We start from the raw sequence: 24,646 nt of genomic DNA on the forward strand, positions 1-24,646 counted from the left end.
TATTGAAAATTAATTTTAATTATACAAAAAATTCAATAAATACGAACCAAATATTACATATTACGCTATAATTTAGTAAAGGGGGCAAGGTAAATGATCAAACAATCTATTATTGAAAACGTGCTTAATGCGGCTCTTTCTACGGGGGGTGACTTCTCTGAAATATTCATTGAAGATAAGTATGTAAATAACATTGCATTACAAAGTAACAAAATAGAAAAAAGTATATCTGGTCGTGATTTTGGAATAGGTATACGTATTTTTTCTGGTCTTCAAAGTATTTACACATATACGAATGATATATCTGAAGAAGGCTTGTTACTCGCAGCTAAGCGGGCTGCACTTGCTATAAAAGGCGGCGGAACAGGTACGATTCACCCGCTCCAAAAAGAGATATTTAACCCAATTCATCAAATCGCACAAATGCCTCAAACTGTAGAACATGCAAGGAAAGCTTCTATTATGAGACAGGCAAATGAAATTGCTAGAAATTATGATGAACGCATTCGTCAAGTTGGTATACGCTATATGGACGAAGAACAAAACATCCTCATTGCCAACTCAGAAGGAAAGTTTGTGGAAGACACTCGTGTCCACAGTAGACTAGCCATTCAAGCAACTGCTTCAGAAGGCAATGAACTGCAAACTGGTTTCTACGGACCTGGTGCTCATGCCGGATTTGAATTTATGGAAAACCTAGATTTGACTCACTATGCAGGAGAAGCAGCACGTATAGCAGTAACAATGCTACATGCAGAAGAATGCCCTAGTGGGAAATTCCCAGTAATCATTGACAATGAATTTGGTGGCGTTATTTTCCATGAGGCTTGTGGACACGGACTAGAAGCCACAGCTGTCGCAAAAAACAATTCAGTGTTCGCAAATCGAGTTGGTGAAAGAGTTGCACCGGAAATCGTCACCTACATTGATGATGGCACCCTACCAAACGAATGGGGTTCACTTAATATTGATGATGAGGGTGAGAAAACAAGAAAAAATGTCTTAATTGAAAATGGTATTTTAAAAGGTTATTTAATTGATAAATTGAATGCACGTCGTATGAAAACTGAATCAACTGGCTCTTCACGCCGCCAGTCTTATCGCTTCAGTCCGACATCACGTATGACAAATACGTATATCGCTCCAGGTATATCAACACCAGAAGATATTATCGCTTCAACAGAGTATGGCATTTACGCAAAATATATGGGTGGAGGTCAAGTTAATCCAGCTACTGGTGACTACAACTTTGCAGTTGAAGAAGCATACATCGTCAAAGATGGAAAAATTACACACCCAGTACGGGGAGCAACACTTATAGGGAACGGAGCAAAAACATTACAGTTAGTTGATCGCGTTGGGAATAACCTTGCACACGGCGCAGGTATGTGTGGAGCGATGAGTGGCAGCCTCCCAGTTAATGTCGGCCAGCCTATGATTCGTGTCAGTGAAATTACTGTCGGTGGGACAAAGGGGGAATAAGTAATGAATATCACTGAATTCCAAGAAAAACTACTACAAAAAGCAATGGATGCCGGTTTCAAAGAAGCTGAAGTATTCTATGAAAAAGCTGAATCATTTCAATGTATGATTTTTGAAGGAGAAATTGATAGCTACGAAACATCTGTGGATGGTGGACTTAGTTTACGGGGTCTTTATAACGGTAAAATGGGTTATGCCTATACAGAAAAAACCGATGAGGATTCGATATCATTTTTAATAGACAATGCAAAAGCAAATGCAGACGTGCTTGATGAGGATGATGGAACTGATATTTTCGAAGGAAGTAATGAATATACAATCTATCAATCTTATAGTGAAGAGCTTGCGAATGTACAAATCTCTGAAAAGATAAAGTTAATAAAGTCTATTGAAGAGAAAATACGTGCATACGATCCGCGTATTGTAACACTCGACTATTGTGTACTTCATGATTTCTCAGGAGAACAATCATTAGCAAACAGTAAAGGTCTTTCATTAACAGAGAAAAAGAATGGACTTATCATATTCGTTTCAACAGTCGTTAAAGACGGCGAAGAAATGAAAACAGGTAGCTTCAGGAAAATGACTCGTGATTTCCAATCGCTCGATGCTGATGAAATTGCCAAAGAAGCTGCAGAAGAAGCATTATCTAATCTCGGTGAGAAATCCATTCCGTCTGGAAAATATCCTATAATAATGCGCCATAACGCGGCTGCTTCATTACTTTCAATATTTACGCCTATCTTCTCAGCAGAGAACGCGCAAAAAGATCAGTCACTTTTAAAAGGAAAAGTGGGAACACAAGTTGCATCAAATTTAGTGACAGTACTAAATGATCCATTCCACCCAGAGGCACTGTCTGGATCAAGTTTTGACGGAGAAGGTGTTGCTACAAAAAAACAAGCAATTATTTCAAATGGAACTCTTGAAACATTACTCCATAACAGGAAATCAGCAAAATTAGAAGGCTGCGAAACAACAGGAAATGCACATAAACCTTCTTACAAAAGCACGCTCTCTATCGCACCACAAAATATGTACATTGCAACAGGTGAAAGAACTTTAGATAACTTACTCGTATCAGTATCTGAAGGAATCCTTATTACAGACTTGTCTGGTCTTCATTCAGGCACGAATACAATTTCTGGAGATTTCTCCGTTGAGGCGACTGGTTTCCATATTAAAGAAGGTAAAATTGCTTCGCCAATTAAGCAAATGACCATTGCAGGTAACTTCTATGAATTGATGAAGGATATTGAGGAAACCTGTACAGACCTTTACTTCCTTCCAGACGGCTACGGTTCCCCTTCACTACTTGTTAAGGAACTTTCCGTTACAGTTGATTAATAAGCCAACCTAATATGTAGACAAAAAATCATTAAATACAAAAAAAGCTGCCTATATCCTAGGCAGCTCCTAAATAAATCTTATTCAGTTATCGCTACTTCCTCACCGTTCAACATTAAACGATAAGTAACTTCAGCTTTCAAAGAGGCAGAAACTGCACAATACTTCTCTTCTCCAAGCTTAATTGCACGTAAGACTTTTTTGGCATCTATATCGCCTTTTACATCAAATAATAAAGTTGCTGCTGTGAAAGCCGTTGGAAGTTCTTCACGTCGTTCACCATCTACTGTAATTTCGATAGAATCGATTTTATCTAAATGTGGTTTTAAAATCATTGTAACATCTATACCAATACAACCTGCTAAAGAACTAAGTAACATTTCAGTTGGTGTAGGGGCTTTACCTTCGCCTCCATAATTAGCAGTTGCATCCATTACCATTGGGTATCCTGTTGGCCCTACTGCTTCAAAGGCACGTCCACCTTGCCATTTTGCTTTTATTTGCATATTAATCAACCTTTCTTCTATTAAAATTCATTTACTTTTGCTAAAAATTTCTGAGCACGTTCTGTCGATGGTTGGGTAAAGAATACTTTTGGTTCTGCATCTTCGACAATTTGTCCATCTGCCATAAATAATATACGGTCTGCCACATCTCTAGCGAATTTCATTTCGTGTGTAACAATCACCATCGTCATACCCTCTTCAGCAAGTTCTTTCATTACTTGTAAAACCTCACCGACTAGTTCTGGATCCAGTGCAGATGTTGGTTCATCGAATAGCATGATTTTTGGTTCCATTGCAAGTGCTCTAGCAATGGCTACACGCTGTTGCTGACCTCCTGATAATCTTGAAGGATAAGCATCTTCTTTCTCTTGTAAGCCAACACGCTTTAATAATGCAGAAGCCATTTTTTCGGCTTGTTCTTTTGATTGTTTTTTCACGACTAGTAAAGCTTCCATAACATTTTCAATAACCGTTTTATGCGGATACAGATTGAACTGTTGAAATACCATTCCTGTATCTTGTCTAATGGAGTGAATTGTTTTTTGGCGAACCTTTTTCGAGTCTGTTGCTTGCAATAAATGATTATTAACAGTAACACTACCACCAGTGATAGTTTCGAGTCCGTTTAAGCAACGCAAAAACGTACTTTTCCCTGAACCACTTGGTCCAATAACAGCAACAACTTGATGGGCAGGAATCGTCAATGAAATGTGCTTTAAGACTTCATTTTGATCGAAGCTCTTTGACAAGTCTTTTATTTGTAACATTACGTTCCCCCCTTAATAGACCGATAATCTTTTTTCGATTTTATTTAATATAAATGTAAAGACTGTACTCATAATCCAGTACATCAATCCAATTGCTAAATAGAACGGCATATATACATAATACTGTGCTACTAGTAGCTGAGCAGAACGCATAAGTTCCGTTACCGCAATGACTGAAACTAAAGATGTTTCTTTTAACATACCAACAAATGTGTTACCAAGTGGTGGAATGGCATAGCGAATCGCTTGTGGAATAACTACACGACGCATGGCCTGTGCTTCAGTCATCCCTGTTGCTAGCGCCGCTTCTGTTTGGCCAGTTGGTACAGATTGAATTGCACCACGGAATGCTTCAGAAACATAGGCACCAATATTAATACTTAAAGCAATATAAGCAGCTGTTAAAGAATCTAATTCAACCCCATAATCTACAAGCCCATAATAGACGATGACTATTTGAACAAGTGGTGGTGTTCCTCGAATAATCGATACGTAAACTCTCGCAATTCCGCGGAAGAAACGATTGCCCTTAATGCGAGCAATCGCCGTTATTAAACCGATTATTAAGCCAAAGAACATTGATACCACTGTAATTAATAGTGTATAATAAGCACCTTTTAGTAAAAAAGGAAGATTATCAATAACTATATCCATCTAAACTTCCTACTTTCCTAAATCTGCTTTTGGTTCTTCATCAAACCATTTTACGAAGATTTCTTTATATGTTCCATCTTTTTTCATATCAGCCAATGCCTTATTCATCGCTTCAACTAATTCTTTATTACCTTTTTTCACTGCAACTGCTGCTTGATCAGATTTGATTGGCTCACCGACAGCTTTCACTTTAAAACCATTCTTTTCAATGATTGGTTTTAATGCATATACATTATTAATTGTTGCGTCTACACGGCCTGCTTCTAAATCTTTTAACGTTGTGATGACATCATCATATGTGTTAATTTTGAAGTCTCCGACTTTTGGCATTAATTCATTTCGTAAAAATGCTTCGTCATTCGTACCGAGACCAACACCGATTTTTTTACCTTTGAAATCTTCTACTGCCTTAATAGAAGTATTATCCTCTTTCACAATAACTTTCACATCATTTGTAATATATGGTGCAGTAAAATCAACTTGTTTTTCACGATCTGGTGTAATCGTTACTTGACTTAGTAAAGCATCGAATTTTCCTTTTTGTAATCCTGGTATTAATCCCGAAAAATCTTGTGCTACAAATTTTGCTTTTACATCTAAGCGTTTTGCCAATTCTTTTGCAATATCGACATCAAAACCATCATATTCTTTATCTGAATTCATGAAATTATAAGGTGCATACGTTCCCATAATCCCTACTGTCATTTCACCTTTTTCTTGAATTGCGCTTAATGTATTGTTATTACTTTCTTTTTTTGTCTCACTATTGCCACATGCACCTAAAATAAGTGCCGCTGTTGCAGCTAAAGCGAAGAAAATTTTACCTTTTTTCATTATGTTTTCCTCCTTTGATTACATACCAAACAGTCCAAAAAATTCAAATTGAACGGTCTTTTCAACAAGCTGCTCTAACTCTAATTGTTGCCATTCCTCATTTTCAGATTGAAATAACCATCTTGACAATACGCCTTCCAACAAGCTCATAACAAAAACTGAATGTAATACGGGATCTACTGGACGTGGTAACATTTTCAAGGCAGAAGCTCTTCGAATATTATTTGCAAAAGCTTCTTGCATCTCTTTTTTTATCAACTCAACTTGCTGTTGCAAAATCGGTTGAGAATGGATTCCTTTAAGTAGGATTCCCATAAAATATCGATTTTTCCCCGCAAAGTGAAAAAGTTGTTCAAAAAGATTTCTTGATGATATGTATGCATCTTGAACAGAAGCTTTTTCTACTCTATACCCCATTGATATTGTATGTAAAATTGCTAACCGTCCATCGTTCAACATTTCACTAGCAATCATTTCCTTACTTTTGAAATACCAATAAAATGTTCCCTGGGATACATTAGCTTTTGCAACAATGTCAGAAATCTTTGTGTTATCGTAGCCTTGTGTTGCGAACATTTCTAAAGCAATCGAAAGTAGCTGTTGTTTACGTTCTTGTTTGCGTTTATCTTGTGTTTGAATGTTAGTCAACTCCCTCGACTGATCCATCAGTCAATTAAATCCTATAAGATTACTAAGTTTTAGTCAACTATTATTACTTAAATTATCTAGTTTTTTTATATTTTTTATTTCCCTCTAAGTATTACTTTCATTTCCCTCATAGTTTGTCCATTTATTTGTTGTCTAAAGCTAAAAAGTTTTTCAAAAAATAATACTAAATACAGAATGCTTTTAAGCAAATTACTCATTCTATAATAAAGGAGATGAGTTCAAATATGCGTAAAACGTTTATTGCACTTGGAATTTTTATTATTGCTAATTCAACACCAATACATACACTAAATAGCGCTCATGCGCAACAAGATGTTCCAACATACGTTAAGTGGGGAAAGCTCGCTTTAATAGAGACTCATTCAAAATATCCCAATGCAAAAATAATTGACTACCTTCATCAAGGTAGAGAATCGAAAAAAGATACAACAATTGAAAAGTTTAAGTTATGGTTAAAAGAGGGAAACAGAGAGTTCGGTGTTTTTGTAAAAATTGAGTTTACTACCGATACAGAAAAAGTAGTTAAAATTGAACTTCAAGAAACTTCTAAATAAGCCATCACAGTAGAGTCAAATACGCTTTATAGTTCTTCTTTCTTATAGAAAATTGTTAGATCATTCTTTAGTTTCGTTTTTAAATACATTTTGTTCTATTCTAGTTTTTGGAAGTTCAAGGCTTAAGGAGTTAGCATCTCTAACCACCGTAATACAGAAATTGTTTTTGCTTCCCTTTCCTGAATCAAGTATTAATCACTTCATTTTTGTTAAAGATAAACGAAAGAGGAGGTGTGATACTATGGCTCAACAGATTCTTTGCGAAGTGAATAACTGTACGTATTGGGGCTCTGGAAATAAATGTACTGCTGAAGCAATTTATGTAGTAAGTCAAAAGGGTAACCAAGCATCTAATAGTGAAGAAACGGATTGTAAAACATTCGATCCGGAGAAAAACTAATTTTCTTAGGGGACTGACTAATAAGTACCTAAAATAAAGGTTCTAAAGAAAAACATACTGTTTTTCTTTAGAACCTTTTACGTTTTCCTCTCAACAAATCCATATTTTTCTTTTAAAAGTTTATTAATTAGCAAAAGAAAAGCTATTTTTTATAAAAAAATTTAAAGGAATAGGGCTTCTCCCAAAATTCGATAATCATCGAATTTTTAGGAGTAGCCCCCTTCTTATTTTTGATATTTATAAGCATTAACATTTTCATTTTTAAATAATAGATAGTGAGCATTTTTCACTTTTTCTTCTATATAGTCCAACGAATAATTCCCTAAAGGATCTGTTAAGTCACCGATTGCTCGAGATAGATTGTCAATCACAGGACTCAAGGTATCAAACTGTTTCTCCTCTTTATTAGTATTTATCTCATCCATGATTTCATAGGCAAGATGCTGTATCTTCCGTAATCGTATTTTTTTTGTATGAATAATATACTCCTCCTCAATACACCAACTTATTTTGTTTCAATATATGGCAAACAATTGCATTTAATGAGTTGATACTAATAATAAATTCATTGCTTCTTTTCTTACATATATATTAATCAATTAAAACTTATACTAAAATATGGTATTAATATATTCAGAATTATGTTAATATTATTTTAACTAAGAAGGGTGGGGTTTATGATGAAAAACATTACTATTATTCAATATCATAAGAACTTAGGAGAACTGATGGGCGACTAATCAAGCATTAACTTTTATAGGCATGCTTGAATGCTCGTTCACATTATAGGAGGAGCTTCATGCTAAATAAACAAGGATTTGATTTGTGGGCAAATGATTACGATAAAACTGTACAAGTAAGCGAAGATAATAATTTATATCCATTTGCAGGATATAAAAATATATTAAGTGCTATATTTAATGAAATCATGCAGGTAAATCAAGCAAAAGTGTTAGATATAGGGTTCGGGACAGGTGTTTTAACAAATAAACTATATGAAAATGATCATCACATAGATGGATTAGACTTTTCTGCAAAGATGATTGAAATTGCACAATCTAAAATGCCGATGGCGAATCTGATGGAGTGGGATATTTCTAATGGTTTACCTGAGCAGTTACAAGGTAATAAATATGACTTTATTGTCAGCACGTATACATTACACCATCTATCAGATGATGAAAAAATGGCTTTTATTAAGAGCTTACTATCTTTGCTCTCTGAGAATGGCAAAATATTAATTGGCGATATTGCTTTTCAAACACGTGAAAATCTTGAAAATTGCAGAAAAGATAGCATTGGCTATTGGGATGATGATGAATTTTATTTTGTTTATGAAGAACTAAATTCTTCATTACTAGATGTTGCTAATTGTGAATTTCAAGCTATTTCTCACTGTGGAGGTTTATACGTAATTTCAAAGTAAATGATAATGTAATGGACGTTGCGATGCTTATCCATTCTACTATCATTGTGAATATGACTAAAGAGTATATTTACGCAATCTAAATAACACAAACAAATCCTCCAATTCGCTCAGAATTTGGAGGATTTGTTTTCAATAATTCTTAGAGATGCATCTATTCAATCATCAAAATTTCCCGAATATCTTGTTCTGTCATAGAAGTCAAGGAATCTTCGCCCGACTGAATTACTTCGTCAATGAGATGCTTCTTTTTCTGCTGAAGCTCATATATTTTCTCTTCTATCGTTCCTTTAGCCACCAAACGAATTACATGTACTTCATTTGTTTGACCCATGCGATGTGCTCGGTCTGCAGCCTGTTGCTCGACTGCAGGATTCCACCAAAGATCATAAAGTATTACCGTATCTGCACCTGTCAAATTTAAACCAGTGCCCCCAGCTTTTAAGGAAATAAGAAATATATTCCCTTCTCCATTATTAAACCGCTCACATAATTCTACGCGATTTTCCGGAGGAGTTTGTCCATCTAAGTAAAAATAGGGTATACCCTGGTAGGCTAAATAGTGTCTGATAATACTATGCATTTGAGTAAACTGTGAAAAGATCAGTACTCGTCTACCTGAAATACGGCATTCTTCAATAATTCCCTTCAATTGTTCAAACTTTGCCGATCCTCCTGCATATTCATCAACAAATAATCCAGGGTGGCAACAGATTTGACGGAGTCTTGTCAGACCAGATAAAAATTTTATACGATTTTTTTGAAAACTGCCATTTCTTAAATGTTTCAAAGCTTCATTTTTCAACTCAGCTAAATAAGCTGCATATAATGTTTTCTGCTCTTCTTGTAACTCCGAGAATTGCATAGTTTCAATTTTATTTGGCAACTCTTTCAAAACCTCTTTTTTCAAACGTCTTAATATAAATGGACGTACTCTTTTTGCTACATTTTCTCTACTTAATTCGCTAAAGGCTCTTCGATTTGGCAACAACTCTGGGAAGACGACATGAAATATTGACCACAGTTCATCCAAAGAGTTCTCTATTGGCGTTCCCGTTAGTGCAAATCGATAGTCTGCCTGAATCATTTTCACCGATTTAGCAGTCTTGGTAACTGGATTTTTAAAGGTTTGCGCCTCATCCAAGAATAATGTATGAAATTTCTCTTTGCGGTAAAGTGATACATCCATTCGTAATGAAGGATACGAAGTGATGATTACATCGGCACCAATAGACTTATTCCACAAGGAAACTCTGGTCGCTTTGTTGCCATCAATGATTTGTACTTTTATATGAGGCGTAAACTTTTCCAACTCATTTTTCCAATTATAGATGAGAGACGAAGGTGCGATGATTAATATGGGCAATTCTCGCTCTCGAACATCCGGTAGCACTGATTCGATGTAAGCAATGCTTTGTAGTGTCTTTCCAAGCCCCATATCGTCCGCAAGAATGCCACCGAATTTATATTTGGCTAGCATTTTGAACCAACTGAAACCCACTTTTTGGTAATCTCGAAGTACTGTAGTTAAAGTACTAGGTACTGTATTTTCGACCTTTTCTGGATCCTTTAAGTTTTTCATAAGCTTGGTGAAATTTTCACCCGGATTGACTAAATCACCTTGATCAATAGAATCTATTAATTGCATTCCTTTAATTAATGGGATTCTGATTTCTTCTCCAATGATATCTCTAGCAGACAGTTCCAAATCACTTACAACTTGGTAGAGTGCTAAAAATTCAGGTGTTTCCAATGATACTAACGTGCCATTTGGTATTCGGTAATACTTTCGTTTTTCCTCCAATGAAGTGAGTATCTCTTGAATTTCTGATTCTGAAATGCCCTTGATGTCGAATTGGAATGCAATCCAATCTGTTCGTTCACCTACTTCGACTTTTATCTTTGGTCCCGTATACCCTTTATGAATCCGCATTTTCACTGAAGTTGTAGCATAAATTTGAACTGATTTTTCTAATTCAGCGATGTTATGATGCAAAAATTGATACTCTGCTTCTTCATCATATAAGTAAAATCCACCTGACGTTTGAGTAAAGGAGCTTTCAAGTAGTAGCTTGATAATTTGTTCTTCTTTTGTTCGCTGTCGCTTAACCCCTGGAAAATGTGGAAAAGGTTGCTCTGCTTCTTCACAAGGATTTATAACGACTTGATCATAATGGAACTCCAAACCTGCAAGCAATCTATGCCTTACACGGTCCAGAAATAACTTGGCTCGAAGTGGTGTTTCCCCCATTCTTTTTGAAACGGATTCTGCAATATTTACCTGTCCTAGTTTCATCAAGCCAGGTATGACATTCCTCATAAAATGATCGATTTGATTTTCTGAAATAACGAGCTGGTGTTTTCCCGACTCATTCAACATTCCTTTTAATTCTGCTAATCGATGACAATCTTCCTGAAGAAGTTTGAACAATACGCCTTCTGAAAAAGCATAGCCATAAGCTTTTAAAACGTTTATCTCTTCAAGACCTTTAACATTCAAGCGGTAGTCAACTGTATTAGCTTCATCAAATTCAAAACTTAAAGGAAGATCTTGTCCAATTTGTACCCCTTTATAAATTTTATTCCCTTGCATGAATCGTACTCCCGGGGCAGCAGTTAATAAAGAAAGCAACTGCTCCCAATCAGTCGCAGAAATTAACACCAAATCATCTTGTATGTCACTATTACTTTTTACACGTTGACTTCTTATCAAAAATTGAAGGACATCATCGGATTCTCTTGGAAAGCTGTGGAGCTCAGGTACATAAACCAATCCCTGTGCATATTCAAACGGTTCTCTTAACTCTAAGTCACGAAGAAACTGGGTTACTTTCGAGATGTTATGTAATACATTAGAACCTACCCTTATCTCAATTCCAAACACATATTCCATATTAGGAAGTAAAACTGGTAAGCAAGTAAATTCAACATTAAGTGACTGTCTATTGTCAAAATGTAATCCCTGGCCACTTGGCTGCTTCAATTTATTTTCAAATAAGCCCAGCATTCTGGTAGTCAATGCATTTTCAATTTGCTGCTTCTCTTCAATAGCAAGTAGGACAGCTGCAATATGCTGACAGTACGTTTTCACAAACCCTACTGGTGGACAACTACACTGAGCTACAATTTCTCCATCGGCATCTACATTCACTGTTACGTCAAAATCAGCTCCCGCTTTTACACTAGCTTCGATTATCGAATCATCTTGTTGAAAGGTATGAAGATTTACTTTTCCAGCTTGATAATAAGATTTACCCTTTTTAAAAGCGACTTCTCCACATAAAAACTTTATCTTTTTTTCATTCATTGAAAAATCCATCTTTCGGTCCTTTCTAGACTTTCTTTAATACATTACTCACATTCATGTTTAATAACTTATTATTCATTTTCTCATACAAATCATCTGGAGCAAAACATGTTTACTTATCATACATATACGGATATAACTATTAGTAGGATTTTAATGAAATTCGATTAACAATTCCTACTCCCTTTAAGTTAATTAATAGCTTTATTAAATCTTTATGTTGTTTTGGGGTCAAAAAAAACCGCCAACAAAGTGACAGTTAGTTGTGATGTAAACCTAGAAAGTTGGCTTATTTGTAGAAGTTACAAAGACTTAGCAAGTCTGAATCCAAGGTCGTCTATGAAAAACGAAGGATGGCTACGACGTCGACATGTTGCTCCACATCCCCTTGCCTCTTCAGCCCAGCTACCTCCTCGGAAAATTCGGTAGGAGCCGTACACTTGTTCATCGTATAAATCAAAGCACCACTCCCAAACATTCCCTAACATATCATATAGTCCCCATGCATTCGGTTCCTTTCTTCCTACTTCATGGATTTTTCCTCCTGAATTTTCGTTATACCAGGCAATCTTATCAAGCTCTCCGTATCTATAACCCGTAGTCCCTGCCTTACATGCATATTGCCATTCTGCTTCTGAAGGAAGTCGAAAGCCATTTGATCCCCAATTACAAATAATGTTTTCTCCATCATTACTTTTAGAATAGCACTCTTTCAGTCCAACTTTTTGTGAAAGTAGATTACAAAAAGAAATTGCATCATACCAAGAAATATTCACAACCGGTTTTAGATTCCCGTCAAAGGAAATAGGCGATTTTGTAATAGCATTGTAAAGGTTCATAGTTACAGGGTAACTTGCAAAAAGATACGGACTTAGTTCAACATTCCATTTGCTTTTTAATCTATCGTCTCTTAATTCTATTTCTCCTCCGGGAATTTTCACCATTGGAAAGTCAATGGAATCCATTATTCTATTTGACACTTTACCTACCTCCTAATTATCTTGATACGTTAGAAATCATGGTAATTTTTTGAAAATGTTTGTCAGTTGGTTCAACTAAGAATACGTTAAACCCTGTAATATCAAGTTGTTCTCATTTAACTAAAACATGCAAAATGTTCTCGTATCTCTACTATCTAATTAGAGGGACCACAACAAATAATGCTGCAAATTTCTTTGGAGTTACTCCATTAAAGTAGCCTTCCTATTTCAGACGATTACTAAGTCATAGAAATAAAGAGAAAATGACCTACCCACGGGGCAAGTCATTTGCTTAGAGTACTGACAAGTCTATTTCATGATTAAATTGAGTAAAGGTTATTGTTGAGAATTCCATAAAATAATAATCAAAATATTTCAAGTTTCCTCATTTTATGTAATCCAATGCAATCTTATTTAACAGTCTAATTTTTCGATGGGAAGCGAATAGTTACAGTAGTTCCTTCATTTATTGAACTTTGGAATTCAATTGTTCCATTATATTTTGCTGCTATATTATAGCAAATCATCATACCTAAACCAGTCCCTTTACTTTTTAGAGAGTAAAAAGGTGTACCAAGACATTCTATTTCCGTTTCAGACATTCCATGCCCATGATCTATTACTTGAATCTCTACAAAATCTTGCTTCATTCCACCAGTTACAATAACAGACTCACCAATTTCAGAAGCCTCTATTGCATTTTTTATAATATTGATCAGTAATTGTTTTAACTCTATTTTGTTAGCTGCTATGTAACAATCTTCTTTTACTTCTAATTCGATATTATTATTATTTAATAGCCCATAAGAATTTAGTAAGTCTGTTACGCTTTGAAGAACAACTTTTAAATTCACTGATTCAATATCTTGTTTTTTATCTGGCTTTGCGATAGACAAAAATTGAGAAACCACACTTTCAGCTGTATTTAATTCATCAATCATTAAAGAAAATTTGCTTTTTACATCATCATTAAATTGAGGATCTTGTTCAAAAAACTGCAAAAAACCTTTAACAACCGTGACCGGATTTCTAATTTCATGCGCAACAGCAGCTGCTAATTGACCTGCTGTTTTCAAACGCTCTGCTTGTTTTATTTGTTCATAATATAATTCTTGTTTTTTCACACGTAGATTTGTTAGATAGAAGATAAAGTATATGAGAGCTTGACTACCTACATAGTTAAAGATATTACCTACTAAGTCTTGTTTAATATAAATATATTGATTACCGTGATCAACAAACCCAATAAAACCGAAAGTAATTAATACTAATATAGAGTTAATAATTAAAGAAAAATAAAAGAGTTTTGAATCAAAAAACATAATCGCAACTGCGGGTATAAAACAAAGGAAAATAAAATTAGACCAAGTCTCTGGATATAAAAAGAAAATGTTATAAAAATAGATGAACGCTTCAATAATAATGATTGTTCTAAAACGATGCGTTCCATACTTTGGATAGAGCAGTAAGCTTACGGAAATAATCACAACAATAGAAAGGTGGACAATAAAACCAACACCTAACTCTCCAATAAGGGGGTTCTTAATCAACAATCCCATGGTCATAATCGTTATTACTATTAATATTGTAAAATAATATAATTTCTGATTATTACTTATATAATTCTTAAACATACAAACTCCTTTTATTAATATTTCAACTTTTCTAGTAGGACGTAAAATGTCTAATCTAAACGAACACATAGAAAAAAGAAGCCTTTTTCTATGTGAAATGCATTCACCACAACAAATCACAGAAAAAATCTTCCACTTGATTAAGTTTACACCAGTTATTGTCCAAGCTCTAGTAAAAAATGAAGATATTAGGGAGTTTTTTAGTACTTAACACACGTCAAACATAATAATAAATTGAACATGCTTTCTAACAAAAATACGATAAGCTACTAGTGACTTATCGTATTTTTATATTCAGAACAATCAATCAGCTTCCACTTACACGTACACGTTTTATAAATAGAGACGAAATGAAACCAATGAAAGAGATTGCTGAAATAAAATAGAAGGTATACTTGATACCGGCAGCTAGGAATTCAGTTGGTGATGAGTCAGGAAAGTTCTCAATATAGCCTTTTTGACCACTAGTCATCAATGTTATCGCAAGTGCTGTTCCTGTTGCACCCGCAATTTGTTGTAATGTGTTCATGACTGCTGATCCGTCTCCATATAGGTTACGAGGCAATTGATTTAAGCCATTTGTTTGTGCTGGCATAATAATCATTGAGATTCCCATAAATAAAATCATGTTCGCCAAAATAATTTGCCAAATTGGTGTGTCAGCAGAGATTGTCACAGCAAATATTATACTGCCTGTTAGTGTCAATAAATAGCCAAATGGTAAAAACTTCTTCGCACCAAATTGGTCAAATAATTTCCCTACAATTGGTGACAGTAAAGCATTTAATAAACTACCAGGTAATAATACAAGACCTGCTAACGCTGCACTTAATAACAGTGTACCTTTTAAATAAATTGGTAATAAAATAGCAGTTGATAAAACAATTAACATTCCACTAAACAATAACATTGTGCCTAGTGTAAACATAGGGTATTTAAAAACTCGTAAATTAATCATAGGTTGTTCCATCTTTAATTGACGAAGGATAAATAAAACAAGTGCAATAAACCCTATAAAGAATGGTATATATACTTGTGTAGACCAAAATGATTTTTCAGCAATCGAACTAAGACTATAAATTAATCCACCGAAACCAATAGTCGAAAGACAAATTGAAAGTACATCAATTGACGGTTTCGTAATACGAGATACATTGTCAATATTTTTCAATCCAAAACCAATAAGCCCCGCATAAAGAACTAAACTAATCCAAAAGATAAATGTCCAATCCAATGTATCAACAATTACCCCCGCTACTGTCGGGCCAATTGCAGGCGCTGTAGTAATCACAAGTCCCATTAAACCCATTACAGCGCCACGTTTATGAATTGGGAAAATCAATAAAATGACATTCATCATTAAAGGTAATAAAATACCGGTACCAATTGCTTGAATCAAACGACCAATCAATAACAAAGTAAAGTTTGGTGCTAATGCTGCTAAAATGGTCCCAATAATAGAAAAAATTAAAGAGCTAACAACTAATTGCTTAGTTGTAAACCATTGAATTAGAAGTACAGATACAGGTACTAGAATACCTAATGTCAATAAATAACCTGTTGTTAACCATTGTGCTGTTGCTGTTAATATAGAGAAGTCCTCCATAATATTCGTGAGTGCCATATTTAATGCTGTCTCACTAAACAAACCGATAAAAGCACCAAACATTAATACAAATGCCATTGCTTTTGGATTTCTTACTTGTTCCATTTGTGTAGATGTTGTCAAAATAAACATCCTTTCAATTATAATTAATAGACCAGTCTATATAAAATTGATAAATAAAAGCTTCCTTACTTTTTCAGTAATAATGGAAGCATTTTTCCTACCCGATTAAGTGGTCCACCATATTTTTGTGTTAAAGATAGTGTTACCCCACCCTCAATAAGGGCATTTAATGTCGTACTAATATTTGTTGCTTGTTCATCACTGTATCCATTTGCCAACAACTTCTCTTTATATAAATTTTCCCAATATAGAAATGTATCTTCACAAACCATACGCATGTTTTCATTTACTAAAGCTGTTTCAGATGCAATGAGACCGAAAGGCACAATTGTTAAGCTATCCTCATCTTCTATATTATCAAAACGTTTTGCAATAACGTCAATATGATGTTGGAAAGCTTCAAGAGGATCTTCAATTGTATTAAGATGATCTTTAATTTCAGCTGCAATACGAGAAGCAGATATTTGAATTGCTTCAATAGCTAATTGTTCTTTACCATTTGGAAAGTGGTGATATAAAGAACCTTTAGGAGCACCTGATTCTTTAATGATCTGATTTAAACCCGTTGCATGATAGCCATTTAAATGGAATAGTCGAGTAGCTGCTTTTAAAATTCGTTCACGTGATTGATTTTTATTAGTCATAGAATCACCTCTAAATAAAAATTATAACGATTGGTCTACTTAATGAATTTAATAGAAAGAAGAACGAAAGTCAATATATAGTTTTGTAGGTTGCGTAGCAAGTATGATTTTAAAATTAAATTGTTAGTTACATAATATTGCTGTAAATCTTATAGAAATCACTTAAAATAATTAATACATGACAAGGAAAGTTAAGCAGTAATTTTTTAAAATAGTAATAATTAGCGTCTAACGTTTAAAAAGCTCACTGAAGCATTGATGTATTGGTAATTTCAAAGGATAATATACATCATCAAACGATTCATATTTATTAAAATGAGGTGAAAGTATGAAAACAAACATGTATTTAAACAATGAGAGATTAATTGCAGGAATAACCTTAAAAGATGAAACTGAACTTGAAAGCAACAACATGGCTCTTCATGCATGTGTAAACCAAGATTATGTGATGGAGAATCGTAGAAAATTAGCCGCTTCGTTGAATTGTGAGGTTGAAACTTTTGTCTGCGCCAGTCAAACACATAGTTCGAATTTGCATAAGGTAACACTTGCTGATAAAGGCCGTGGTGCAGATTGTACTGATACCGCTATTACGGATACAGACGCTCTGTATACTTATGAACCGAATCTATTATTATGTTCCTTTACTGCAGATTGTGTACCTGTGATTTTTTATAATGAAGTAACTGGTATAATCGGGGTCATTCACTCCGGATGGCAAGGTACAGTAAAAGAAATAACATTAAACGTTTTTAATCATTTAATACAAATCGAAAACTGTAATCCTAATGATTTGCATATTCATATTGGTATGGCTCTTAGCCAAGAAAAATTTGAAGTTGATGCTGATGTAAATGTAAAATTCAAAAACCTAGGCTACGCAGATGATTTTATCTATTTTAATGATAAAACTCACAAGTATCATATTGATAATCAGCAAACAGTGAAAAAACAATGTGAACTTGCTGGAATCCCGGCTGATCGAATTACAATTGATCAGACATGCACTTTTATGAGCCCCGAAGGATTCTCCTATCGTCAGGATAAACAAGCTGGCAGACATATAAGTTTTATAATGAAAAAGGACAATTAAAAAAGATAAATAATGCCGGCTCAAATTTATTACTTTAAGCCGGCTTCTTACTTTAAACTATAATATTTATCTCAAACTGAGAAATCTTATATTTCTACTTTTTTGAAATATTGATAAACTTTTTCTAATTTTTTTGTTTGTCTTCCATTTGGACTTTCCATATTCCCAAATTCGAAAAACTTCACTTTTTTGATCCCCACAAAATTAAATAACGCTTTTTTCATCAATACTTTATGTGCATTATTCAACCATAAAAGTGGATACTTTGCAGGTCCCTTCATCGTAGAAATACAGACAACAGACTTACCCTTCAAAAGCCCCTCTGGGAACAGTCCCTTTTTATCCCTGTAGGCGAAGTTCGCTGCAAATAATTGATCAATGTATCCCATAAGCATTGCTGGTGGTCTCCCCCACCAGATTGGATAGACAAAGACAATTTTGTCTGCCCAAGTAATTTGATCACGGTATTTTTCTAAAGATGGATCACGATACATATCACGTCTTCTTTTATTCTCATGAAATACTAAAAGTGGATCAAAACCTTCTTCATATAAATCTAATATCTGTAATTCTTTGATGTTAGGATTCTCTTTACTTCCTTTAATGACTTCTTGTAAAAATGCATAGTTTAAGCTTTTATGATTTGGATATGTATAAATTACCAATGTTTTCATATTGCACCTCTTCACTTATCATTTGATAACTAAAATATACAGTTGTTTCATTTTGTTGTCAAATGATAATTGTAATATGATAATATTTTTGTTATCTTCACAGTAAGAGGTGAAATTTATGGACAAAAATGCTCTGTTTAATAAATGGGTTTCATTTACAACTTCTGTTCATAGTGTGACACATGAATTAACAAAAGGCGCTAAATCTGACTCCATCACGCCAGTGCAATATAACATTTTAGAATCTATTACAGTAAGTCAAAAGCCTGTTACCCCTAGTGAAATTAGTGATTGCCAACATTTATCTATGCCAAATACAAGTCGAGAACTTAAAAAGTTAAGTGAAAAAAATCTAATCGAAAAGTTAAGTGATACAAAAGATCGACGGAAACAATATATTCGTCTTTCAAAAGATGGAGAAGCTATGATGAACGAGACATTTAAGTTAGTTGAATCTCGCTTCCTAAATCGCATAAAACATGCTTCTGAAGAAAATTTAGAGGATATTGATCGTGCATTAGACATTCTTCAGTCAAAACTGTTTTACTAACTGTAATAAAAAAATTTAGCTCCTCAATAAAAAGTTGGTCGTTAACTGCTGATCAACTTTTTATTGAGGAGCTATTTTAATAAGAACCCATGTAGATAAACGCTTTACCAAAACTACATTTCAGTGTGGTGAACTTGATTCTAGTATGGTTGAATTTTTCATTATAAATCTATAAAATGTGTAGCACGATTTCGACCATTTTCTTTAGAAACATACAGAGCTTGATCTGCCTTTTTCACGATAGAAGCTTCTGTATCATCCTCGGTAAAAGTGTCTATCCCGACACTTACTGTTAGATTCCCTGTCTCTGTCCATTCAGCTAATTCAATTGCTCTATTTAACTTCTGAGCAATTAATATTGCTTCGTCAACATCAGTATTTGGAAGAATTATTGTAAATTCTTCGCCTCCAAATCGAGCAACAATATCATCTGATCGCACCTGATTTTTTAGAATATTAGCCAATTTCACAAGTACGATATCTCCAATTTGATGACCATATGTATCATTCACTTTTTTAAAATGATCTATATCAATAATAAGTAAAGAAAATGGTTTTTCTTCTTTACGGTATATCACAATTTGCTCTTCTAGTTTTTCTTGAAAGAATCTTCTGTTGGGAATGCCAGTCAGCTTATCAGTATTCGATATTTGGACTAAACCCGAATTGATTTCCATTAGCTCAATTTGTTTCTTTTCAATTTCAATATAAATTTGTTCTAGCTTTGCTAGAGCTCGATTTTTTTCTAAATAAGCCTCTTCCATTTGTTTTTTAGTCGTGCGCAACTCTAATTCGTAGTCAATTCGCTTCTTCATTTGAACTAAAATACAGTCTATCACTTCTATGTCATCCTGCTCAAATCGTCTAGCATTCATTAAATAAGGAACGGACTCACCAGTCTGGCTTGTGAAGTTAATGAACAGTTCTTCTACATGCCCATGTAAATTAATATTAGGATAAAAATAAGAATGAAAAATCAGTTTATTGGCCATCGTCAATAACGACTCAATATGTTTCCCTACTAAATTTTCTTGTTTAAAGCCCATCCATTCAAGAAAGGTATTATTGACCTCTATTATATATCCATTGTGGTCAAAAGATATAAATCCGCAAGGTGCCTCCCTTAATCGTACATCCATAATTGAACTCCCTTACATAAATTATTTCATTAGATAATCTACTATTATTTTAGTTGTTTCTACAGGCTGACTTATATGTGGATAGTGCCCTCTAGCTTCTATAATTTGAAGCGTACTATTTTCTATACGCTTATTTAAATACTGCCCTACTTCAATTGGAACAATGCTATCATTCGAGCATTGAATAATAAGTGTTGGTACTTTTAAGAATGGTACTCTTTCTCGAAAATCTGAATAGAATGTTACTTCCGCAAACTCTCTTGCAACACGTGGGTTCGTTGAGACAAAGCTATTCTCTAGTTCATGAGTTAGCTTAGGATCTTTAGTTTGGTCCATAGCAAGTGGCGCCATATAACTAGCCCACCCTGCAAAATTCATCTCCATCATAGTAAGTAATTCTTTAATGTCATTTTGTTCAAAGCCACCATTATAACCATCTGTATCATTTAAATAACAAGGGGATGGCCCAATCATTACTAACTTATCGAAATAATCCGGTCGCTCAATCGCTGCCAGCATACCAATCATCGAACTAATAGAATGGCCGATGAACAGTATATTTTGAAGGTCCATTTCTTCAATTATATCTAATACATCCTGCTTATAGCCTTGAAGCGTACTGTATTTTTCGGATTGGTACGCTGTAATATCTGAATTTCCTGACCCTATATAGTCAAATAAAACTACACGATAATTCTCTGCAAATTTAGGCGCAATATATTGCCACATGCTCTGATCACAACCAAATCCATGGGCAAAAATAATCGTTTGCTCTCCCTGCCCCATTATCTTCACATTATTTCGAGTCATCACATCATTCATGTAACATGCCTCCTCTTCCTAATTATTTTCACTATATTCATTTTGAATGATTACAGTTTAAAAATCTAGTATAAATTTACTATCAAAATACCAAATAACTGATGATGTTTTTTATATCTCCTATTCTCTTTCCTGTTGATATAAATAAAACTGCCCTACCATTAACTATCAAGTCCTAAATTGAAACCAAATAATTAAAAGGACGTTACATATTTATATAACAGATATGTAACGCCCCTCCCTTTTTATTAAACTAACGCTTCAGTTCTATCATTCAACATGGCAAATCCACCCCGCAAAAAGCCCCGTAGAGTAAAAGCGAGTTACGCCTCGAATTCAGATTCTCCAATTAACTCCCTATTTATAGTTTAGTCTATTAATAATTGGCTAGACGTTTTTTTTTTAACCTTATCTTTCGTGGTTAAAACATATAAGTAGCGCTTGAAATCATTATAAATATTAATATTAAAATTTGTAGCATAAATACCAAATTCGATTTCCCACGTTTACGCTTCACCTGTTGAATTTGGCCGTTTGAAACTTCTTTATATTGTTCTTCTAACATTTCACTTCTACTATTCTTCTTTTTACTTTCACTTAAGGAATTAAACCAGTTTATAAACTTTTTATATTCACTAATCACTTTTTTTGCTTCATCGAACATTTTTATTTGTCCAAAATGAATCCACATCACTCTATCACAAAATGCTTCTATTTGGGACAATGAGTGACTTACAAAAATAATCGTTTTTCCTTGGCTTTTAAATTCATTTATCTTATCCAGACACTTCTTGTAGAATGTTTGATCTCCCACAGATAAGGCTTCATCTATAATTAAAATATCAGGATTAGTATGAATTGATATTGCAAAACCTAAACGAGATTTCATGCCACTTGAATAGTTTTTTACAGGTTGGTTAATAAACTTCCCTATATCTGCAAAATCTATAATAGCTGATTTTAATTGATTAATTTCAGCGCTACTTAAACCGTGCATCAAACATTTTAGCTTAATGTTTTCTAAACCTGTTAACGAATTATTTAATCCTACAGAAATAGCAATTAGTGATGTTTCTCCATTTATTTCGACCTTACCTAAACTTGGAGGTATTACTTGCGCTAATAAATTTGAAAGAGTAGATTTGCCAGAACCATTTAAACCAATAAGACCAATTGCTTCTCCTTCATTCACTTCAAAACTAATATTTCTAAGAGCGAAAAAATGATCTCTATTTTTTTTAAGAGATACGATATCAAATAGTTTTTCAGATTGCTTACTATATAAACTGAAACCTTTTGATACATTCATAAATCGAATTTTCGGATTCATTTCTTTTCCTCCGACTATAGGTAGTCAACAAATCTATCACGAAATTTTAAATGTATATAAGAACCAATTGTAAGTATTAGAATAGTTATACTCCAGAAATAAAAGGTATACGGAATATCCTCAAAAAACCATCCCCCTCCTAAGAGAGAGTACCTAAACCCTTCAATAATATAAAATAAAGGATTCAATTTCAAAATACTGACTAACAATTCTGGGAAGTTATGAACATTCCACACGATTGGTAAGAAAAACATCATTAACCGAACAATTGATTGTATTATTATCTGAATATCTCGAATAATAGTTGTAAGTGTTGATAAAAGCAGTGTCAATGCAAACAGAAATAAATACAGGCAAACTAAATAATATAGTATTTGTATTAAATATATTCCAGAGAAAATACCATATCCTAGAGTAATCCCAAAAGTTAGAATAATCATAGGTAGAAATGATATTGAATTACCAACGATTATAATAGTAGGTAGAACGCTTACGGGAAAGTTCATTTTAGCTACTAAATTTACTTTTGCGTATACACTATTTGAAGCTTGTGTAATTGTCCTACTGATATATAACCACGGTACTAACCCTATAATCAGCCATAGGAAAAACGGGGTTCCCTCAACAGGAGAACCCTTTCTTATTCCTAAACCAAAAATGAGCCAATAAACACCAATTTGAATGAATGGATTTAATATTTGCCATAAAGCACCCAAATAGTGCATTGCATACTTACCTTTTTCTTCATATATACTTAATCGAAATATCAAATTAAGATGTGAAAATTGTTCTTTTAAAATCTGCCAAACAAAATTCATACAGCAGTAGCTTTCTTTTTAGTATAGTTATAAAGGTTTCCATAATTAATATATTCAACATAATTCGGAACACGTTTCACTACATTTTTTGTATCAAAAATCCTTATATTTGACATAGTAGAAAAATCAGGATCTCCAAATTCCTTAAACTCATCATGATCTGATAATACAACGATGAGGTCAGAGTCTTTTACAGCTTGCTCTAAATCTTGTAAAACCCAATCTAATTTAACGTGTGGATCATAAGCTCGCACTTCATAATTATGCTCTGCTTGCAATTGTTTGAACACTTCAATAGCTGGACTTTCACGAATGTCATCCACATTCCCTTTATATGTGAGACCTAAAATAGTAACTACTTTTCCTTCGACATTTTTCATTAGTTTATTGATATTCTCTACTACAAAATGAGGCATAGAGGTATTAATCGTACGAGATAACTTTATTAACTGAGCAATTTCTGGTGCCTTTGCAACGATAAAGTATGGATCGACAGCTAAGCAGTGACCCCCTACACCTGGGCCTGGTGTATGTATATTGACACGTGGATGTTTATTGGCCATTTCGATAACATCTAATACATTTATCTCTAATCGATGACATACATTCGACAATTCATTTGCAAGTGCTATATTCACATCTCTAAATGTATTTTCCATCAGCTTAGACATCTCCGCTGTTCTTGCATCCGTTTTAATAATTTCACCTTTTACAAAAGTACTATAAACGATAGCCCCTGCTTCTTCACATGCAGGAGTAATTCCACCAACTATCCTATTATTAAACACTAACTCATGGAAAATCTGCCCTGGTAGTACTCTTTCAGGACAGTGTACAAGGAAAATGTCTTTTCCAACAACAAAGCCTGCTTGATCTACTAACGGTTTGATCACATCATCCATACTACGAGGAGCAATAGTCGATTCAACAATTATTATATTACCTTTTTTTATATAGGGTAATATAGATTTTATTGCATTAATAACATAGGTTAAATCACAAGATCTATATAGGTCCTGATTATTAGGTGTAGGAACAGCAATAATAAACACATCAGCCGGTTCTGGAGTAATTGACGCTCTAAAAGTACCCATTGCAATGACTTCATCAAGTGATGCTTGTAATCCAGGCTCTTCTATATGAATTTCACCATTATTCAGTGCATCTATTACGTCCTTCTTCACATCTACTCCTACTACTTCTACATTGTGTTTTGCAAACATGATAGATGTCGGCAAACCGATATACCCTAGGCCAATAGTGCATAATTTCATCATTATTTCCCTC

Annotated in this window: 24 protein-coding genes; 7 read left to right on the forward strand and 17 right to left on the reverse strand. The window is 34.0% G+C overall.

Going from position 1 to position 24,646, the window contains the following annotated elements:
* The first annotated feature begins 93 nt into the window (after positions 1–93).
* Both MHH98_RS12240 and MHH98_RS12245 read left to right on the forward strand, forming a co-directional pair.
* Entirely contained in the window at positions 94–1,482 is a 1,389-nt protein-coding gene (locus MHH98_RS12240) for a TldD/PmbA family protein (protein WP_038181252.1), read from the forward strand.
* A gap of 3 nt (positions 1,483–1,485) precedes the next feature.
* Positions 1,486–2,829 (forward strand): TldD/PmbA family protein, encoded by a 1,344-nt coding sequence (locus MHH98_RS12245; protein ID WP_038181249.1) that lies wholly within the window; start codon positions 1,486–1,488, stop codon positions 2,827–2,829.
* Between the two features lie 80 nt (positions 2,830–2,909).
* On the opposite strand, the gene MHH98_RS12250 is transcribed toward MHH98_RS12245, so the two are convergent.
* The 5 genes from MHH98_RS12250 to MHH98_RS12270 are packed head-to-tail and all read right to left on the reverse strand — an operon-like array spanning position 2,910 to position 6,256.
* Positions 2,910–3,335: an OsmC family protein gene (locus MHH98_RS12250; protein WP_038181238.1), complete on the reverse strand. Its 426-nt coding sequence runs from the start codon at positions 3,333–3,335 to the stop codon at positions 2,910–2,912.
* 20 nt (positions 3,336–3,355) lie between these two features.
* On the reverse strand, positions 3,356–4,102 hold the full coding sequence (locus tag MHH98_RS12255; RefSeq protein ID WP_038181234.1) for an amino acid ABC transporter ATP-binding protein: 747 nt from the start codon (positions 4,100–4,102) through the stop codon (positions 3,356–3,358).
* A 12-nt stretch (positions 4,103–4,114) separates the two neighbouring features.
* Entirely contained in the window at positions 4,115–4,756 is a 642-nt protein-coding gene (locus tag MHH98_RS12260) for an amino acid ABC transporter permease (RefSeq protein ID WP_038181230.1), read from the reverse strand.
* A 9-nt stretch (positions 4,757–4,765) separates the two neighbouring features.
* Positions 4,766–5,590, reverse strand: coding sequence for a substrate-binding periplasmic protein (locus MHH98_RS12265; protein WP_038181228.1), 825 nt, complete (start codon positions 5,588–5,590; stop codon positions 4,766–4,768).
* Between the two features lie 18 nt (positions 5,591–5,608).
* Complete coding sequence (locus MHH98_RS12270) at positions 5,609–6,256, reverse strand: TetR/AcrR family transcriptional regulator (RefSeq protein WP_038181225.1); 648 nt, start codon at positions 6,254–6,256, stop codon at positions 5,609–5,611.
* Positions 6,257–6,483: 227 nt separating this feature from the next.
* On the opposite strand from MHH98_RS12270, the gene MHH98_RS12275 reads away from it, so the two are divergent.
* Together MHH98_RS12275 and MHH98_RS12280 are read left to right on the forward strand one after the other, a co-directional pair.
* Positions 6,484–6,813: a DUF3889 domain-containing protein gene (locus MHH98_RS12275; RefSeq protein WP_038181222.1), complete on the forward strand. Its 330-nt coding sequence runs from the start codon at positions 6,484–6,486 to the stop codon at positions 6,811–6,813.
* A gap of 241 nt (positions 6,814–7,054) precedes the next feature.
* Entirely contained in the window at positions 7,055–7,213 is a 159-nt protein-coding gene (locus tag MHH98_RS12280) for a DUF1540 domain-containing protein (protein ID WP_076034905.1), read from the forward strand.
* 224 nt (positions 7,214–7,437) lie between these two features.
* Here MHH98_RS12280 and MHH98_RS12285 read toward each other — a convergent pair whose 3' ends face one another.
* Positions 7,438–7,638: a hypothetical protein gene (locus MHH98_RS12285; RefSeq protein WP_051448608.1), complete on the reverse strand. Its 201-nt coding sequence runs from the start codon at positions 7,636–7,638 to the stop codon at positions 7,438–7,440.
* A 374-nt stretch (positions 7,639–8,012) separates the two neighbouring features.
* On the opposite strand from MHH98_RS12285, the gene MHH98_RS12290 reads away from it, so the two are divergent.
* A complete protein-coding gene (locus MHH98_RS12290) occupies positions 8,013–8,639 on the forward strand; it encodes a class I SAM-dependent methyltransferase (RefSeq protein WP_340712967.1) in 627 nt (208 codons plus the stop codon).
* 154 nt (positions 8,640–8,793) lie between these two features.
* Here MHH98_RS12290 and MHH98_RS12295 read toward each other — a convergent pair whose 3' ends face one another.
* The 5 genes from MHH98_RS12295 to MHH98_RS12315 form a co-directional block, all read right to left on the reverse strand.
* Positions 8,794–11,958, reverse strand: coding sequence for a DEAD/DEAH box helicase (locus MHH98_RS12295; protein ID WP_340712969.1), 3,165 nt, complete (start codon positions 11,956–11,958; stop codon positions 8,794–8,796).
* A gap of 290 nt (positions 11,959–12,248) precedes the next feature.
* A complete protein-coding gene (locus tag MHH98_RS12300) occupies positions 12,249–12,911 on the reverse strand; it encodes a formylglycine-generating enzyme family protein (RefSeq protein ID WP_210402657.1) in 663 nt (220 codons plus the stop codon).
* A 437-nt stretch (positions 12,912–13,348) separates the two neighbouring features.
* Complete coding sequence (locus MHH98_RS12305; protein WP_038181211.1) at positions 13,349–14,560, reverse strand: sensor histidine kinase; 1,212 nt, start codon at positions 14,558–14,560, stop codon at positions 13,349–13,351.
* 307 nt (positions 14,561–14,867) lie between these two features.
* Positions 14,868–16,298, reverse strand: a complete 1,431-nt coding sequence (locus MHH98_RS12310; protein WP_038181210.1) for a DHA2 family efflux MFS transporter permease subunit — start codon at positions 16,296–16,298, stop codon at positions 14,868–14,870.
* A gap of 56 nt (positions 16,299–16,354) precedes the next feature.
* Positions 16,355–16,933, reverse strand: coding sequence for a TetR/AcrR family transcriptional regulator (locus tag MHH98_RS12315; protein WP_340709065.1), 579 nt, complete (start codon positions 16,931–16,933; stop codon positions 16,355–16,357).
* 328 nt (positions 16,934–17,261) lie between these two features.
* Here MHH98_RS12315 and pgeF point away from each other — a divergent pair, with 328 nt between their 5' ends.
* Entirely contained in the window at positions 17,262–18,026 is a 765-nt protein-coding gene (gene pgeF, locus MHH98_RS12320; RefSeq protein WP_038181204.1) for a peptidoglycan editing factor PgeF, read from the forward strand.
* Positions 18,027–18,112: 86 nt separating this feature from the next.
* On the opposite strand, the gene MHH98_RS12325 is transcribed toward pgeF, so the two are convergent.
* Complete coding sequence (locus tag MHH98_RS12325) at positions 18,113–18,700, reverse strand: NAD(P)H-dependent oxidoreductase (protein ID WP_038181199.1); 588 nt, start codon at positions 18,698–18,700, stop codon at positions 18,113–18,115.
* Between the two features lie 118 nt (positions 18,701–18,818).
* Here MHH98_RS12325 and MHH98_RS12330 point away from each other — a divergent pair, with 118 nt between their 5' ends.
* Positions 18,819–19,250: a MarR family winged helix-turn-helix transcriptional regulator gene (locus MHH98_RS12330; protein WP_340712972.1), complete on the forward strand. Its 432-nt coding sequence runs from the start codon at positions 18,819–18,821 to the stop codon at positions 19,248–19,250.
* A 161-nt stretch (positions 19,251–19,411) separates the two neighbouring features.
* Here the strand turns inward: MHH98_RS12330 and MHH98_RS12335 are convergent, their stop codons facing one another.
* The 5 genes from MHH98_RS12335 to MHH98_RS12355 form a co-directional block, all read right to left on the reverse strand.
* Positions 19,412–20,389, reverse strand: a complete 978-nt coding sequence (locus tag MHH98_RS12335) for a sensor domain-containing diguanylate cyclase (RefSeq protein ID WP_038181194.1) — start codon at positions 20,387–20,389, stop codon at positions 19,412–19,414.
* Between the two features lie 21 nt (positions 20,390–20,410).
* Complete coding sequence (locus MHH98_RS12340) at positions 20,411–21,211, reverse strand: alpha/beta fold hydrolase (RefSeq protein WP_038181191.1); 801 nt, start codon at positions 21,209–21,211, stop codon at positions 20,411–20,413.
* 421 nt (positions 21,212–21,632) lie between these two features.
* The gene (locus MHH98_RS12345; RefSeq protein ID WP_038181189.1) at positions 21,633–22,541 is read right to left on the reverse strand and encodes an ABC transporter ATP-binding protein; all 909 of its coding nucleotides are present in this window, start codon (positions 22,539–22,541) and stop codon (positions 21,633–21,635) included.
* Between the two features lie 14 nt (positions 22,542–22,555).
* Positions 22,556–23,359: an ABC transporter permease gene (locus tag MHH98_RS12350; protein WP_038181186.1), complete on the reverse strand. Its 804-nt coding sequence runs from the start codon at positions 23,357–23,359 to the stop codon at positions 22,556–22,558.
* Positions 23,356–24,633 carry a nucleotide sugar dehydrogenase gene (locus tag MHH98_RS12355; RefSeq protein ID WP_340713543.1) on the reverse strand — a complete coding sequence of 426 codons (1,278 nt, stop codon included), beginning with the start codon at positions 24,631–24,633 and terminating at the stop codon, positions 23,356–23,358. Before MHH98_RS12355 ends, MHH98_RS12350 begins: the two co-directional genes overlap by 4 nt.
* Between the last annotated feature and the right edge of the window lie 13 nt (positions 24,634–24,646).

It is taken from the genome of Viridibacillus sp. FSL H8-0110 (assembly GCF_038003565.1).
In the GTDB taxonomy this organism is placed as follows: domain Bacteria; phylum Bacillota; class Bacilli; order Bacillales_A; family Planococcaceae; genus Viridibacillus; species Viridibacillus arenosi.

What these genes read in the sequence shown, in the direction of transcription:
- MHH98_RS12330 (WP_340712972.1), top strand. Translation starts at nt 18,819, where the DNA reads ATGGACAAAAATGCTCTGTTTAATAAATGGGTTTCATTTACAACTTCT.
- MHH98_RS12245 (WP_038181249.1), top strand. Translation starts at nt 1,486, where the DNA reads ATGAATATCACTGAATTCCAAGAAAAACTACTACAAAAAGCAATGGAT.
- MHH98_RS12265 (WP_038181228.1), bottom strand. Translation starts at nt 5,590, where the DNA reads ATGAAAAAAGGTAAAATTTTCTTCGCTTTAGCTGCAACAGCGGCACTT.
- MHH98_RS12335 (WP_038181194.1), bottom strand. Translation starts at nt 20,389, where the DNA reads ATGGATGTACGATTAAGGGAGGCACCTTGCGGATTTATATCTTTTGAC.
- MHH98_RS12270 (WP_038181225.1), bottom strand. Translation starts at nt 6,256, where the DNA reads ATGGATCAGTCGAGGGAGTTGACTAACATTCAAACACAAGATAAACGC.
- MHH98_RS12295 (WP_340712969.1), bottom strand. Translation starts at nt 11,958, where the DNA reads ATGGATTTTTCAATGAATGAAAAAAAGATAAAGTTTTTATGTGGAGAA.
- MHH98_RS12345 (WP_038181189.1), bottom strand. Translation starts at nt 22,541, where the DNA reads ATGAATCCGAAAATTCGATTTATGAATGTATCAAAAGGTTTCAGTTTA.
- MHH98_RS12260 (WP_038181230.1), bottom strand. Translation starts at nt 4,756, where the DNA reads ATGGATATAGTTATTGATAATCTTCCTTTTTTACTAAAAGGTGCTTAT.
- MHH98_RS12340 (WP_038181191.1), bottom strand. Translation starts at nt 21,211, where the DNA reads ATGAATGATGTGATGACTCGAAATAATGTGAAGATAATGGGGCAGGGA.
- MHH98_RS12240 (WP_038181252.1), top strand. Translation starts at nt 94, where the DNA reads ATGATCAAACAATCTATTATTGAAAACGTGCTTAATGCGGCTCTTTCT.
- MHH98_RS12300 (WP_210402657.1), bottom strand. Translation starts at nt 12,911, where the DNA reads ATGGATTCCATTGACTTTCCAATGGTGAAAATTCCCGGAGGAGAAATA.
- MHH98_RS12275 (WP_038181222.1), top strand. Translation starts at nt 6,484, where the DNA reads ATGCGTAAAACGTTTATTGCACTTGGAATTTTTATTATTGCTAATTCA.
- MHH98_RS12285 (WP_051448608.1), bottom strand. Translation starts at nt 7,638, where the DNA reads ATGGATGAGATAAATACTAATAAAGAGGAGAAACAGTTTGATACCTTG.
- MHH98_RS12315 (WP_340709065.1), bottom strand. Translation starts at nt 16,933, where the DNA reads ATGACTAATAAAAATCAATCACGTGAACGAATTTTAAAAGCAGCTACT.
- MHH98_RS12350 (WP_038181186.1), bottom strand. Translation starts at nt 23,359, where the DNA reads ATGAATTTTGTTTGGCAGATTTTAAAAGAACAATTTTCACATCTTAAT.
- MHH98_RS12280 (WP_076034905.1), top strand. Translation starts at nt 7,055, where the DNA reads ATGGCTCAACAGATTCTTTGCGAAGTGAATAACTGTACGTATTGGGGC.
- MHH98_RS12325 (WP_038181199.1), bottom strand. Translation starts at nt 18,700, where the DNA reads ATGAAAACATTGGTAATTTATACATATCCAAATCATAAAAGCTTAAAC.
- MHH98_RS12305 (WP_038181211.1), bottom strand. Translation starts at nt 14,560, where the DNA reads ATGTTTAAGAATTATATAAGTAATAATCAGAAATTATATTATTTTACA.
- MHH98_RS12250 (WP_038181238.1), bottom strand. Translation starts at nt 3,335, where the DNA reads ATGCAAATAAAAGCAAAATGGCAAGGTGGACGTGCCTTTGAAGCAGTA.
- pgeF (WP_038181204.1), top strand. Translation starts at nt 17,262, where the DNA reads ATGAAAACAAACATGTATTTAAACAATGAGAGATTAATTGCAGGAATA.
- MHH98_RS12310 (WP_038181210.1), bottom strand. Translation starts at nt 16,298, where the DNA reads ATGTTTATTTTGACAACATCTACACAAATGGAACAAGTAAGAAATCCA.
- MHH98_RS12355 (WP_340713543.1), bottom strand. Translation starts at nt 24,633, where the DNA reads ATGAAATTATGCACTATTGGCCTAGGGTATATCGGTTTGCCGACATCT.
- MHH98_RS12255 (WP_038181234.1), bottom strand. Translation starts at nt 4,102, where the DNA reads ATGTTACAAATAAAAGACTTGTCAAAGAGCTTCGATCAAAATGAAGTC.
- MHH98_RS12290 (WP_340712967.1), top strand. Translation starts at nt 8,013, where the DNA reads ATGCTAAATAAACAAGGATTTGATTTGTGGGCAAATGATTACGATAAA.